The organism is Paenibacillus ginsengihumi DSM 21568 (genome assembly GCF_000380965.1).
GTDB classification, from domain to species: Bacteria; Bacillota; Bacilli; order Paenibacillales; family NBRC-103111; genus Paenibacillus_G; species Paenibacillus_G ginsengihumi.
This window is the reverse complement of the sequence record NZ_KB905641.1, coordinates 1-14,199: the sequence shown is the minus strand read 5'-3', so window position 1 is coordinate 14,199 and position 14,199 is coordinate 1. Positions and strand designations below refer to the sequence as shown.

The 14,199-nt window shown below is 58.8% G+C and carries 12 protein-coding genes; 8 read left to right on the top strand and 4 right to left on the bottom strand.

Translation table 11 applies throughout. The features are described from left to right. Nucleotides 1–160: 160 nt before the first annotated feature. From F591_RS0125350 to murQ, 3 genes are all read right to left on the bottom strand, one after another. Nucleotides 161–1,099, bottom strand: a complete 939-nt coding sequence (locus F591_RS0125350) for an ROK family protein (RefSeq protein ID WP_019537393.1) — start codon at nt 1,097–1,099, stop codon at nt 161–163. Continuing rightward, a complete protein-coding gene (locus F591_RS0125345) occupies nt 1,092–2,057 on the bottom strand; it encodes a DUF4434 domain-containing protein (RefSeq protein ID WP_156829703.1) in 966 nt (321 codons plus the stop codon). The genes F591_RS0125350 and F591_RS0125345 overlap by 8 nt, the downstream gene beginning before the upstream one ends. 409 nt (nt 2,058–2,466) lie before the next feature. Then, nucleotides 2,467–3,384: an N-acetylmuramic acid 6-phosphate etherase gene (murQ, locus tag F591_RS0125335; RefSeq protein ID WP_019537390.1), complete on the bottom strand. Its 918-nt coding sequence runs from the start codon at nt 3,382–3,384 to the stop codon at nt 2,467–2,469. Between the two features lie 207 nt (nt 3,385–3,591). Here murQ and F591_RS0125330 point away from each other — a divergent pair, with 207 nt between their 5' ends. The 7 genes from F591_RS0125330 (at nt 3,592) to F591_RS0125300 (ending at nt 11,988) form a co-directional block, all read left to right on the top strand. Then, complete coding sequence (locus F591_RS0125330; RefSeq protein WP_019537389.1) at nt 3,592–4,722, top strand: mandelate racemase/muconate lactonizing enzyme family protein; 1,131 nt, start codon at nt 3,592–3,594, stop codon at nt 4,720–4,722. Nucleotides 4,723–4,806: 84 nt separating this feature from the next. Continuing rightward, nucleotides 4,807–5,667: a MurR/RpiR family transcriptional regulator gene (locus tag F591_RS0125325; protein ID WP_019537388.1), complete on the top strand. Its 861-nt coding sequence runs from the start codon at nt 4,807–4,809 to the stop codon at nt 5,665–5,667. A gap of 186 nt (nt 5,668–5,853) precedes the next feature. Beyond that, entirely contained in the window at nt 5,854–7,188 is a 1,335-nt protein-coding gene (locus tag F591_RS0125320) for an ABC transporter substrate-binding protein (protein WP_019537387.1), read from the top strand. A gap of 68 nt (nt 7,189–7,256) precedes the next feature. Continuing rightward, nucleotides 7,257–8,186, top strand: coding sequence for a carbohydrate ABC transporter permease (locus F591_RS0125315; protein ID WP_019537386.1), 930 nt, complete (start codon nt 7,257–7,259; stop codon nt 8,184–8,186). Further along, the gene (locus F591_RS0125310; RefSeq protein WP_019537385.1) at nt 8,186–9,067 is read left to right on the top strand and encodes a carbohydrate ABC transporter permease; all 882 of its coding nucleotides are present in this window, start codon (nt 8,186–8,188) and stop codon (nt 9,065–9,067) included. The genes F591_RS0125315 and F591_RS0125310 overlap by 1 nt, the downstream gene beginning before the upstream one ends. A gap of 78 nt (nt 9,068–9,145) precedes the next feature. Next, a complete protein-coding gene (locus tag F591_RS0125305) occupies nt 9,146–10,942 on the top strand; it encodes a DUF4855 domain-containing protein (protein ID WP_019537384.1) in 1,797 nt (598 codons plus the stop codon). Nucleotides 10,943–10,971: 29 nt separating this feature from the next. Beyond that, nucleotides 10,972–11,988 carry a zinc-dependent alcohol dehydrogenase gene (locus F591_RS0125300; RefSeq protein WP_019537383.1) on the top strand — a complete coding sequence of 339 codons (1,017 nt, stop codon included), beginning with the start codon at nt 10,972–10,974 and terminating at the stop codon, nt 11,986–11,988. Nucleotides 11,989–12,149: 161 nt separating this feature from the next. On the opposite strand, the gene F591_RS29110 is transcribed toward F591_RS0125300, so the two are convergent. After that, complete coding sequence (locus F591_RS29110) at nt 12,150–12,599, bottom strand: DUF2691 family protein (RefSeq protein WP_019537382.1); 450 nt, start codon at nt 12,597–12,599, stop codon at nt 12,150–12,152. Nucleotides 12,600–12,711: 112 nt separating this feature from the next. Here F591_RS29110 and F591_RS0125290 point away from each other — a divergent pair, with 112 nt between their 5' ends. Further along, a complete protein-coding gene (locus F591_RS0125290; protein ID WP_026326899.1) occupies nt 12,712–13,422 on the top strand; it encodes a FadR/GntR family transcriptional regulator in 711 nt (236 codons plus the stop codon). The last annotated feature ends 777 nt before the right edge of the window (nt 13,423–14,199 follow it).

The following is a 14,199-nucleotide window of genomic DNA, read 5'->3' as shown; positions in this document are numbered from 1 at the left end:
CCGAAGCCGCGAGCGCGGCCGGCATCCGGCCGAAGTCGGCCGACAGCGCGAGCGCGGTCGGACCGCCATCCGAGGCAAGCCGAAGCCGCGAGCGCAGCCGGCATCCGGCCGAAGTCGGCCGACAGCGCGAGCGCGAGCGCGGTCGCTGCTCACCAGACCATCAACCGCTGCTCAGCCGGTTCCATGCCAGCTTGGCAGCCCCGACTTCGCCCGCCGCATTCCCGAGCGCGGCCGCGACGATGGGCGTATCGCGGTATATCGGCATCGCGCGCTCGCGGACGATGCGGCGGATCGGTTCCAGCAGCGCGTCTCCTTGAGTAGTGACAGCGCCGCCGAGCACGATCGCCTGCGGATTCAGGGAGTGCGCGAGGTTGATCAGCCCGACCGCCGTATATTCGGCGTATTGCGCGATGATGGCCGATGCGGCAGGATGCCCCGCCGATGCCAGAGCAAAAATCGATTTGGCGCCGTCCGGCAGCGCTTCGCCGCGAAGTCCCGCTTCGGACGCGAGCCGAAGCAGCGCCGTGACCGAAGCGTATTGCTCGTAACAGCCGGACAAACCGCAGTTGCACGGCCGCCCGCCCCAAGCGATCACCATATGGCCGAAGCCCCCGGCAAAGCCGCTGCTGCCGTAGTCCGGCGCTCCGTCGATCACGCGCGCGCCGCCGACGCCGGTGCCCAGCGTGACGCAGATGAAGTCGCGATAAGGCCGCCCGGCGCCGAGCCAGGCTTCGCCGACAGCCATCGCGTGCGCGTCGTTGGCGACGGCGACCGGCAAAGCGGAAGCCTGCTCCAGGGCTTCGCGCAGCTGCAGCCCGGTCCAGCCGGGCAGATTCGGCGTGGCGTAGGCGACCCGGCCCTTCAGCGGTTCGACGTAGCCCGCCGTGCCGACGCCGATGCCTGCCGGCAGCAGGCCGGCCGAAGCGGAGTATGCCCGGAAGTCCGCGATGATGGCGCACAGCCTGGCGAGCAGCGCTTCGCGCCCCTGCCCGGCCAGTGTCGGCGCAACCGTATGCTTGAGCACTTCGCCGCCGCGGTCTACGATGCCCGCCTTGATATGCGTGCCGCCCAAATCAATGCCGAACACCACCTTACGCACGGGACGACCGCTCCTTGGCGGGGTAAGGCAATCTATTTCGGCTCAGAAACGCCATATAGTCTTCGTACAGCCTGACGGACGATTCGTGGCCTGCATGCACCGGACTGCCGGGCTTGTTCATCATGCCCAGATATTGATACCCGAGCACCTTGTCTACCCACGGCGATACGTTTTGCAGCTGGCGCTCGATCCGTTCGAAGGCGGCCGGGTAGAGAACCTTGCCTTGAAAGCGGAACAGCTCCACGTCCGCCCAAAGCGGCTTGCCTGCCCGGTCATGCGCTTCGCGCAGGGACGCGAACGTACGCTTCGCCTCCTCGGGCGTGGTTCGGTTGACGCCGATTTCGTCCTGATAGGCGATATAATCGACCTCCAGCGAACGGAGCTGCGCGACGAAGCGGTCGTCGGCCTTGACGGTACGGGTTCCGAACGGCGCGATCAGCACCTTGTCCGGACCATGCTTGCGGCACAGATTGGCCAGATCGTTCGCATAAGCGATATAGCTGTCCGGAAAATATTCGCGGATCGCCGCTTCCACAGGGAAATACCACCCGGCAAAGGAAGGATGGTGCCCGTACTTCTCCGCCAGCTCCTTGGAGATATCGATGCGCAGCCGGGAGTAATCGCCGTCCCGGGACAGATGTCCCATAATCGGCGTCGTGAAAAAGCCGAGCCCAAGATACAGCGAGACGTTCAGCTTATCCCCCGCGGCCAGCACCGCTTCAAGCGGGTTCGGGCAGACGGTGTCCCAGCGCCAGGGCATCGCCTCAGATGGAAAAAACGCTTTCCCGTACAGCGCCACGCTGAGCAGGATGAAGGTATCCATGCCAGCTTCCGCCATTTCCGTCATTTTCAGTTCCCAATCGCCTGCGGTAAACTGCTGAGTCGCCGCATTCCAGGTGTCGCCTTCATACGGGTTGCAATGATAAAAGTCGAACCATGTGCCCGTGATCGGTTTCATCGACCATCCCCCGTTTTGATTAAAATCGGCCATCTCCTGCTTTGATAAGAAAAACATCTATCGATGTCCATTCAAGGTTGCGGTTTAGCGAAAGTTTTTCTTGGTACAGAAAGTCGCACTTCGCTTTACCGCTTTAGCAAAGTTAAACTTTCTGGAAAAAAGGAGGTTTCCGCTAAAAAAAGGAGACTTCGGCGCTCGAAGCCTGCCTCAGCTGCATCGCCGGCTGGTTCAAGCCGGGTCAAGCATCATCGCGCGCAAGCCGAAGCGCCTGGCGGACGCTGCCGCCTGCCCGCATCAGCAGGCGGCTTGCCTGCCCGGCGTCCGGGGCCGGGGCGAGCAGCAAGACGACGGAGGTCTTCGCGTCGCCGCCTGCCCGCCGCAGCTGCATCGCCGGCAGGCCCGAGCCGGGTCAAGCATCATCGCGCGCAAGCCGAAGCGCCTGGCGGACGCTGCCGCCTGCCCGCATCAGCAGGCGGCTTGCCTGCCCGGCGTCCGGGGCCGGGGCGAGCAGCAAGACGATGGCGGTCTTGACATCGCCGCCTGTTTGCTGCAGCGCGCGAGCGGCTGCTTCCGGCTTAACGCCTGTGGCCATCGCGACGATGCGCTCCGCCCGGCGCCGCAGCTTGCCGTTGGTCGGCATGAGGTCGACCATCAGGTTGCCGTACACTTTGCCGAGGCGGATCATCGTTACGGTGCTGAGCATGTTCAGCACCAGCTTTTGAGCCGTGCCTGCTTTGAGCCGGGTGGAGCCGGTGACGACCTCCGGCCCGACCGGCACTTCGATGGCGATATCGGCCAGCGCGCCGATGGTCGAGCCGCGGACGCAGCAGACGGCTACGCTGACCGCGCCGACCTTGCGCGCATAGCGCAGCGCGCCGACGACATAAGGCGTCCGGCCGCTGGCGGCGATGCCGACGACGACGTCGCGCGGCGAGAGACCGCGCGCCTTAAGATCGTCCGCGCCGTCTTCGGCCCGGTCCTCGGCGGTCTCGTCGGCCTGCTGCCTGCCGCTGCCGCCGGCGATGACGGCCTGCACAAGGTCGGGCGGCGTGCCGAAGGTAGGCGGGCATTCGTAGGCATCGAGCAGCCCGAGCCTGCCGCTCGTTCCCGCTCCGACATAGAACAGCCTGCCGCCGCCCCGGATCGCTTCGACAATAGCGTCCACCGCTGCCGCGATGTCGGCCAGGCTCTCTCCGACGCGGGCGGGTACCGAACGGTCGGCTTCATTCATGTAGCGGACAAGCTCTTCCGTCGTCATCAAATCCAGCTCGGGCGCTTGCGGGTCCCGGCTCTCGGTTTCGAGCCGGTCTGTATCGTGCGCGTCCATAGGTCACCTGCCCCCAGATTCGAATTGAAATAAAATTCCTTAAATGCAGTTCAATATGGAGATCAATTCCATTATATAAGGAAAAAATGACTTTCGTAAACCTTTTTTCGGAGGAAAATTCCTCGTCGAATTGAAAAAAAGAAGATTCCCTCTAATGTCTGTAGTATAATGGAACCAATCGCTCCGCTAGACGAAGGAGGTTCCGACGTGATCCGCATTTCATCGATTGACGTATTCCCGCTCCGGCTCCCGCTGAAGCAAAATTTTCGCATCTCCCAAGGAACGGTCGGCGCCGTATCCGCCGGTGCGCCGCATGTTTATGTCCGCGTCGCGGGGGACAACGGGGCCGAAGGCTGGGGGGAAGCGCGCCCGAGTCCCCGCTGGAGCTACGAAACGCCCGAATCCGTCTGCAGCGCCGTTGCCAATTATCTGAGGCCGGCGCTGCTCGGCCAGCGCGCTGACGACCTGGCGGTCGTTCACCGGATCATGAACCGGGAGCTCGCGGGCAGCCTTCATCCGGGCCAGCCGATCGCCAAGGCGGCCGTCGATACCGCGCTTCACGACCTGATCGCGCGCAGCTACGGGCTGCCGGTGGCGGCGCTGTGGCAGTCGGGCTCCGCGCATCCGGTCCGCCTTTCCTATCTGATCAGCACCGACAGTCCCGAGGAAGCTGCGCGCAAGGCGCGGCAGGCCGTGGCCGCGGGATATGCCGGCGTCGATGTCAAACTCGGGCTGAGCCCGGCGCGCGATCTGGATATCGTCGCCGCGGTGAAGCATGAAGCGCCGAATGTATTTTTTCGCGCGGATGCGAATCAGGCTTACAGTCTCACGCAAGCGATTCGACTGGCCAAAGGCCTGGAGCGCCTGGGCGTCGACGTGCTGGAGCAGCCGCTGCCGGCCAGCCAGCTCCACGCTCATGCCGAGCTGCGCCGCAAGACGTCCATCCCGATTGCCCTGGATGAGAGCGTCTGGTCGCCCAGCGGCGTATTGGAGGCGCTGCGCATCGAAGCATGCGATACGATTGTCATCAAGCTGACGAAGATGGGCGGCCTCCGCGGCGCCAAGCTGTGCGGCGAGATTGCCCGCGAGAGCGGACTTGGCTTGCTCGGCGGCGGACTTACGGAGTCGAAGCTCGGGCTGCTCGCCTCGGCGCACCTGTTCCGCTATTTGGAGCTGACCGAGCCGGCCGACCTGAACGGGCCGATGTTTCTGAAGGACGATGCCGTGGAAGGAGAATGGCCGATTCGCGGCGGCGAAGTCGTCCTGCCGGAGGGTCCGGGACTCGGCTGCCGCATATCGGAAGACAAGCTGCGAAAGTACGCCGCCGATGCGGTGTAAGCCGGGAAGCCCCGCCCTTAAACGGAAGCGATAGCGGCCGCTCAAGCTGAAACGAATTACAAGAACAAAGGTGTGTTTCATATTATGAACAAACAATCCAACGGAGCAAAGGCGCTGCTGTGGATCGAAAGCAATTACAATTCGCTGACGAAGGCCGAGAAGAAGGTCGCCGATGTCGTCCTCCAGGACACGGAGAAGGTCGTGTACAGCTCCGTCACCGACCTGGCCGAGATGGCCGCGACGGGAGAGACGACCGTGCTAAGGTTTTGCCGCAAGCTCGGCTTTCGCGGCTACCAGGAGTTCAAGCTGGCCGTCGCCCAGGACCTGGTCAGCCCGAGCGAGAATGTGCACGGTTCGATTGACGAGAACGACTCCATCGGCGAAATCGCCCAAAAAATCACGGCAAGCAACAGTCAGGCGTTGAAGGACACGCTGAGTCTACTGCAGGAAAAAGAATTGCACAAAACGGTCGAGGCGCTGCTGTCCAAAAAGAGAATTTTCTTTTTCGGCGTCGGGCTGTCCGGCGTGACGGCCATGGATGCGCAGCACCGCTTCATGCGGCTCGGCTTTCAGGCTTTTTGGGCCAACGATGCCCATATCATCTCGATGAACTGCGCGTTGACGGGACCGGATGACGTGGTTGTCGGCATTTCGACCTCGGGAAGCACGAAGGATCTCGTCGACGCCGTGCGAATCGCCGACCAGAACGGCGCCACCATCGTCTGCTTGACCAACCACGCGCGATCGCCCATTACCCAATACGCCGACGCCGTGCTGCTTGCATCGTCGAAGGAGACGCCCTTGCAGGGAGGCGCCTTTGCTTCCAAGCTTGCGCAAATCCATGTGCTCGATATTTTATCCACGATTGTCGCGCTTCGGCAAAAAGAAAAAACGTTCAGAGCCATCGAGAAAACGTCCAAATCCGTAGTCGATAAATTATATTAGAAAATATATTCTCAAAACAAAATAAAAAAGGAGGAAATCTCCGCCCAAATGTTGTATAGTATTAGTTAAAGGCAACATGAAGGGGGGATTTTCTTTTTTTCGGCATAGTCAGACACGGAAAGAAAGCGACAGACAAAACATCGGAGTAGGGAGATTCCATCTGTGACATGATGGAGGTGGCAAGATATGAAAGCGTTTGCCGACAAACCTTTAACCGCCCTGGCTCTCATGCTGGCCGCGGCGTCCGGGCTGGCCGGGTGCTCCGGAGGAGCGGCGGAGCCCGAGGGAGAAGGCGATGCCAAGGGAGGCAAGCCGCGGGAGCGGGTAGAGATTACCTTCTGGCACGTCTGGAGCGACAAGGACGCCGGTCCGATTACGGCGCGGGTCGAGGCGTTCAACAAAAGCCAGGATCGCATCGCGGTCAAGGTGCTGGGCAATCAGGACGCGACGAAGCAGCTCACGGCGATTTCCGGAGGGAATCCGCCTGACGTCGCGCTGACCTACTGGAACAACATCGGTCCGTGGGCGCATGCCGGCGCGGTGCTGCCGCTGGACGATTATCTCAAGAAGGGCAAGCTCGATCCGGGGGATTTTATCCCGGCGGCTTTGGAGAGGATGAAGGTAAACGGCCAATATTACGCTTTGCCATTCACGGTCAGCATGGCCAGCACGCTGATGTACAACAAGAAGGCGTTCCAGGAAGCGGGCATTACCAGGCCGCCGGAAACGCTCGAGGAGCTGCTTGACACGGCCAAAAAGCTGACCAAGCGCGAAAACGGCACCATTACGCAAATCGGCTTCATTCCGGATTATCCGTGGATCGATAACGTATTTTGGCCGATCATCTTCGGCGGCGGCTGGGTGGATGCGGACGGGAAAATTACCGCGAACCAGGAAGCGAATGTTCAAGCGATCGCTTACCAGCGCAAGTTCTACGAAGAATTCGGAGCAGACCAGATCGACAAATTCCGCTCCGGCATGGGACAGCGGGGGACGCCGAATGATCCGCTGCTGACCGGCAAGCTGGCGATGATGATCGGCTGGGAGTACAACTTCCCCGACGAACGGAAGCCGGACGGTCCGATCGGCGTAGCCCCGTTCCCGTATCCGGCGGACCGGCCCGATCTGAAGGGCTCCGGGATGGTCGGACCGCGCGCGGTGTTCATTCCGAAGAAAGCAAGGCATCCGGAGGAAGCCTGGGAGTTCATGCAGTATTTGCTCGGCAAGGAATCGCAGGTGGAGTTCGCGGCCGAATCGAAGACGATTCCGAGCTTGCTGCCGGCGCTTGACGATCCGAAGCTGCGGAACAACGAGAAGCTGGTCATGATGCTTGACTTCTACGACCGGGCGAAAAGCCCGACGCTGCAGGGGTTCCCGAACAGCGTCTACATTAATGAATATTTGCAGGCGCTGACCGAAGAAACGGAAAAAGCGCTTAAAGGACAGGCGACGCCGCAGGAAGCGATGGACCGCGTGACGGCCAAAATCCAGCCGCTTGCAGACAAGGCGAAGAGCAAGTAACGGGACGCCGGGGAGGGGACGGCTGTTCCCCTTTGGCGCTGAGCCTGAACACGAAGGGAGTGACCGCAATGGCTCGCGCTGCCGCCGCAACGGCGGGAATACGCCGCCGCAGAAATAAAGCGCTGTGGACGGGATTGCTGTTTATCAGCCCGTGGCTGGCCGGATTTCTTTGGTTTCAGCTTTATCCGATAATTATGTCGTTCTACTACAGCTTGACGGAATATAATTTGTTTTCCGAGCCGGAATGGGTCGGCCTGCAAAATTACAAGAACCTGTTTGCGGACAGCAAATTTTATTTGTCCTTATACAATACGGTTTACATCACCGTGTTCGGTCTGCTGCCGCATCTGGCTTTTGCGCTCGGCATGGCGATGCTGCTGAACATGAGCGTGCGGGGGCAGGCGCTGTACCGCACGATCTATTTTCTGCCGACGCTGGTGCCGGCCGTCGCCAGCTCCTTGCTGTGGATGTGGCTGCTCAATGCGCAGTACGGGCTCGTGAACAAGCTGCTCGCCGCCCTCGGCATAATGGAGCCGAACTGGCTCGTCGACCCGCTGTGGACGAAGCCGGCCCTGGTGCTGATGGGCTTCTGGGGCACCGGCACGCAGACGGTCATGTACCTGGCGGCGCTGCAGGATGTGCCGAAGGTATTCTACGAAGCCGCCGAAATCGACGGCGCCGGCCGCTGGAGCCGCTTCCGCCATATCACGCTGCCGGCCATTTCGCCGATGACGCTGTTTTTGCTGATTAACGGTCTCATCAGCTCGTTTCAGTTTTTTACGCAGGGGCTTATTTTCGCGGAAGCGTCCCAATCGGTGGGAGGGCCTGAAAACTCCATGCTGTTCTATGCGATTTATTTGTACCAGACCGCCTTCTCGTTCCTGAATATGGGGTACGCCTCCAGTATGGCGTGGATTTTGTGCGCGCTTGTGCTCGGCTTGACGCTGCTGATTTTCCGCTCTTCGGCCCGCTGGGTATATTACGGAGGTGAAAAATAGTGGCGCAGACGATGACCGCCCGTTCCGGATCGGGGGCAGGCGTGCGCCTGAAGCGGGGATGGCGCTTCCTCCGGCAAACCGTACTGCCGCATCTCGGCTTGGCGCTGGTCGGGCTTTTGTTTCTGGCCCCGTTCGCCTGGCTGTTCATTACCTCCATCAAGTCGGAGCAGGAAATTTTCGCGATCCCGACGGTGTGGTGGCCGGACACGATCCAATGGATGAATTACGTGCTGGCGGTGCAGACGATTCCCTTCATCCAATATACGCTTAACACCTTGCTTGTCTGCGTGTTGTCTGCGGCCGGACAGCTGTTCGCTTCGCCTCTGGCGGCGTACGGCTTCGCGCGGATTGCGTTCCGCGGGCGCGACGTTTTGTTTTTCGTCATGATGGGGACGATGATTTTGCCTTTTCAAGTGACGATGGTGCCGATCTATGTCATGTTCAACCGGATGAATATGCTCGATTCGTACTGGCCGCTCATTTTGCCGAATTTTTTCGGCGCAGCCTACTACATTTTTCTGCTTCGCCAGTTTTTCATGAACATTCCTTATGAGCTTACGGAATCGGCCAAAATGGACGGAGCCTCCGAGTTCCGCATTTATTGGCAGGTGATTCTGCCATTGTCGCGGCCGGCTCTTTATACCGTGGCTTTGCTGACGTTCCTGCATGCCTGGGGCGATTTTATGGGACCGCTCATCTATTTGAACGATCCGGAGAAATGGACGCTGTCTATCGGTCTGCGGTCGTTTATCGGCGAATACGAGGTGTCCTGGGGACTGCTGATGGCCGCCTCTACGCTGTTCACGGTTCCGATTATCGCGCTGTATTTCTTCGTGCAGAAGCAGTTCATTCAAGGCATTACGCTGACAGGCTTCAAGTGAAACCGGGCTTCGGATGAAAAGCAACGAAAATCGCGCAAACCGCGCCTTCTTCATTCTATAAAGCTTGGGAGGGAACCCATGACAAAGCGATCCCATGTAACTGCCTTCGTTCTTGCTTTGGCGCTGGCCGGAGGGACGTTCTCCGCTGCAGGGACAGCGGCGCAACCAACCGCTCAGGCTGCTCAGCCGCCGCTGGAAAATTTGGCTTTGCACAAGCCGTACACGTTCGAAACTCCGTATCCGCGCGACTCGCATTTCGGACCGATGGAAGACGCTCATGCCGACGAGGGGGGCCGGCAGCTGACGGACGGGGTGTTCGGCGGGCTGGCTTTTTCCGACAAAGCGTATGTCGGCAAGCTGTGGCAAGGGTACCGCACGTTCAAGCTTGATCTGGGCAAGCCGATGACGATTCAGGACATTAAGGTCAGCGTGCTGCAGGATGTGGCAAACGGGATTTATTTTCCGGAGGAAATCGCGTATTCGATCTCGGAAAACGGCAAAGCATGGCGCTACTTGGGCGAGGTGAAAAGCGCGCTGCCCACGACGGAAAAAGGCCCGGTGAAGCAAACGATCGCCAAAACCGGCGTCAATACGGTGGCCCGCTACGTCGCTATAGACATTCCGGTGGAGACTTGGCTGTTTATCGACGAGATTGAGGTGATGGGCACGCGCGACCGATCCGGCGGCAAGCTGAAGCCGAACAAAGCGCCGAAGCCGCCTCAAGGGTATCCGCGTGCGGGCTCCAGGCAAGCGGGAGGCATCCGGAACGAAGTGCTGATTTATACCGGGGAGTGGCAGTACCAGCCAAGCGACTGGATTTCGTTCACGAAAGAAGATTTCAAGCCGTACGTCTCTTACGTGAATCGGGACATGAAGCGCAAGGACTTTATGTTCGACGGCTTCCTGTTCCTGCCTTACGCGCCTCTGATGGATGGCGCCAATTATGGGCCGACGGCGGGGAAACCGACAAACAAAGCGCATTTCGAACAATTCCTCGACCGTCTGTTCCGCGACGGCTACGAGCTGGGCGCGCTCAATGAAGCGGTGAAGGAAGCGAAGGCGGAGCTGCGGAACAAGCGCTATGAGGCGAAGGTCGTCATCGCGATCCCTTATCCGCGCACGGATCAGAGCGATTTCGGCGATGTGGACGGCGACGGCATCAGCGAGAACTTGAACGTCAAGGAGGTCGGAGAGGCGGAGGCGCTGAAAAACCGGCTTAAGGTGACGAAGTGGTACGTCGATGAGGTATACAAACGCTGGAGGGCGAAGCGTTACAGCGACCTGGAGCTTGTTGCGTTTTACTGGTATAACGAGTACATCGCTCACCAGCTCAGCGCGCTCGATCATCAGCTGGTGAAGCAAACCGGCGATTATGTCCGTTCTAGGGGCGCGCGGTTCCAATGGATTCCGTATTATTTTGCCCGGGGCTGGAACGATTGGAAAGATTACGGCTTCGATACGGCGCTGATGCAGCCGAACTACTTCTTCCATGCCAACGCCGGCCCCGACCGGGTGAGCACGATTGCGCAGGCGGCCTATGCCAACGGGATGGGCGTCGAGATCGAGCTGAGCGACGAGGCGCTGACGAACGAGAGCATGCGCAGCCGCTACTATGCGTATTTGGATGCCGGCAAAGAGCATCGCTTCATGAACAGGTCGCTGAACGCCTTCTACCAGCAGGTTAAGACGCTCTGGAAAGCGGCGCGATCCGACAAGCCGGCCGAGCGGGAAATCTATGACCGCACGTATCAGTTCATTAAAGGCCGTTATAACATAACGAATGCCCAGGAGCTCGACGCTTGGCAGGACGAGGTTTGGCAGGACGAGGTTTGGCAAGACGAGGCTTGGCAGCTCGAAGGACAGGAAGCGGAGTAGCGAACATTCGGGAAAAAGGGGAATCAAGCATGAGGACGATCGTCACTTGTCAAGGCGGGGTACGCCTCGCGGAACGGCCCGAGCCTTCCGTGAAGGAGCATCCCAAGCGCGTGCTCGTTAAGGTCCGCTATTCTTCGATCAGCCCGGGCACGGAGCTCGGCCTGCTGGCGAATCCGGCCGTCCCGGACGGGTTCGCGCTCGGCTATAGCGCCGCCGGCACCGTGCTGGAAGTCGGCAGCGCTGTGGAGGGGCTGAGGCCGGGGGATTGCGTTGCTTGCTACGGCGGCCCCTACGTTTATCATGCGGAGGTGTTGTCCGTACCGGAGATGCTCTGCGCGAAGCTGAGTGGCCCCGAATCGATGCCGGCGGCTTCGTTCGTCGGGCTCGGCTCCGTGGCCGTGCACAGCGTCCGCAGGCTGGCCCGCCAGTTCGGCGAGACCGTATGGGTCGCCGGGCTCGGCGTGCTCGGGCTGCTGATCGCGCAGCTTGGCGACCGGGCCAACTACCGGGTGTTCGCCACCGATCTGAAGGACGAACGGCTGCAGCTTGCGGCCGAGTGCGGCATCGGCGATGCTCACCGCGCCGACGACCCGCTGCTTGCCGAGCGGATTGCCGCTTTCACGGAAGGCCACGGCTTCGACAGCATCGCCTTGTGCGCCCACGCCACCTCGTCGCAGCTGATCGAGGCGTGCATGCAGCATTTGGCGTTTCGCGGCACCTTCGCTTTGATCGGCAACGTTCCGATTCAGTTTTCGCGCGACTTGTTCTTCGCCAAGGAAGCGGATTTCGTCATTGCCCGGGGCGCCGGGCCGGGACGTTATGACCGCCAATACGAGGAAGAAGGGCTGGACTATCCGAAATCGTACGTCCGTTGGACGGAAGGGCGCAATATGCGGGAATTTGTCCGCAATGTGGAAAACGGGCGTCTCGCGATTCGGCCGATGATGACGCACGAATTCGCGTTGGCCGACGCCGTCGAGGCGTACGAGGTGTTGAAGCGCGAAGCGTCTTCGGCGCTTGGCGTCATCATCCGTTACGATGCGTAAGCCAAGGGATTGCCGCAGCAGCTTTCGCGCCGCCGTTCGCTTGCTGGATTGGTTCGGCTGCAGGCACGTTCACGCGGGCCGTTTCGCCGCTGGAGCAGCGCGGTCGCAGGCACGTTCACGCGGGCCGTTCGCTGCTGGAGCAGTGCGGTCGCAGGCACGTCTTACGCCAGCTGTTCGCTGCTGGAGCGTTTCGGCCGCGGACACGTAGGCAGCGGCAACGGCCCGAAAGCAACAAAGCTCCTGTCTCCCGCGAAGGGGATAGGAGCTTTGCGGCATTTCTCGCTTACCGATGCTGTCCCCCTCGAAAACTCGTCGTAAGTCTCGCAGTCGACCGCTGGCTTGCCCGGCGGAAATGCCTTCAGATCGGCATGGATAATATATTGGGGCTCGGGCGCTTCAAGGATGCGGGCCAACGCCTCGCCGCGAACGCAGCGCAGCTCCTCCGGAAACAGTTCCTCCAGCTCCTGCCCAGGCTCCCGCCATCGGTAGCTTTCCCCGCCGCCGATCAGCCAGTCATACTCGCGATAATTCACGAGGCGAAGAATCCGGGCAAACCAATGCCCATACTCGTTCGGTATCTGGAATGAAACCCCTCTGGCCTGCGGATACATACGGATCATCTCCCGATTATAGGTGCTTGAAATGGTAGTAAAACTGTTATCATGTTGTCCTACAAATTCGTAAATTATATAATAATATTTAGTACAAAACTATCCGAAAGAAGTGATCCCCATTCGATTTAGTCCTGTATCCAGCAATAAGCTCTATATACAAATTTACAACCAGATTTTGGCCCAGATCGAATCCGGCGCGTTTCAGATCGGAGATAAGCTGCCTACCGAAAAAGAGCTTTGCGCTCAGTTCGGAGTTAGCCGCGCCCCGGTAAGACAGGCGCTGAGCGCTTTGGAAATGAACGGCTACATCTATTCCCGGCAGGGAGAAGGGGTGTACGTCAAAAATACGCAGCCTACCGCCGACAACCAGCAGGCATCGATCATTCTGGAATCCGTCTCCCCGGAAGATATCGTCGAGGCGCGCATGAACATCGAACCGCTGATCGCCAAATTTGCGGCGCAAAGAGCGACGGAAGAAGACCTCGAGGCGCTGCGCCAAACGATCCGCCGCATGGAAGAGGAGACGAAATCGGGTGTGTACGTGCCGGAGACGGATGAACAGCTGCACAGCGAAATTGCCAAAGCGTCGCACAACGATTTGTTTATCCAGTTTATATCCGTCATCACGAGCGCCATGAAGCAGCAGGAAATGTGGACGTTTATCCGGGACAGGACCGTTACGCGGCCGGAGTTTCGGGACGTCAATTTCGAAGAGCACCGCAAAATCATTGAGGCGATCGAGGAACGCGACGCGGAAAAGGCCATGCGGATCATGACCTTCCACATGGAAAACTTGTACGAGCGGTACTGGAAAGAATAAACACTGTCACTATACTGAACATTTGCTGACGGTTGCTATCAGTATCTATAAAACTATGAGCATAATTATATGTGTGCATTAATAAACAGTATAAACCCTTTATTTATCTAGGGTTTATACTGTTTTTATCGTATTTTCTTGATGAGCATTATTGATGTCTTAACACGATAACATAGATATGGTAACATTTTTTTACTGACAGGATAATCTATGAGCATAATTGTAAGCTGAAATAGATTCGGGGGTTATAAAATGGACCATAGTGGTTCAATCGTGCCTTTCTCAAGAAGAATTGATGAGTTGCGTTTTGGTGTGCAGAGTGTAGGAATTGAGTTGTGGAAAAGGCATCGTGATAGCGAGCCTGTCGTTCATAGGCATGCTGTGATCGTTTTGCAAAATAAAATGAACGGCAGACTATCTGTTCATCCTCTTACGGAATTTATTTTTCATTACTGGAAATACAGAGCTTACAATTCTCAGAGACTTCATCATGAAATCGGAATGTGGATAACTCAGGCCTGTGGATAACCCGCCATCGCACTACGGAATGCCTGTTTCAATGCGTTTTTGGAGCCGGGCTTTTAAGTCTTCTTACGTTCTGATGTGATCCTGCGTTTTTTTGCACAACCCAAAGAAGACCTGATTTTTACAGGTCGAAATGCCGTTATGGCCAGGGATGAATCGAACCGTTAGGCCGCATGTAGAGTCGGAATGAAGCTTATGGCCAATGCTCTGAGCTTTTGCTGCATCGCATCGACGATTCCAGCGAGCGTCGGA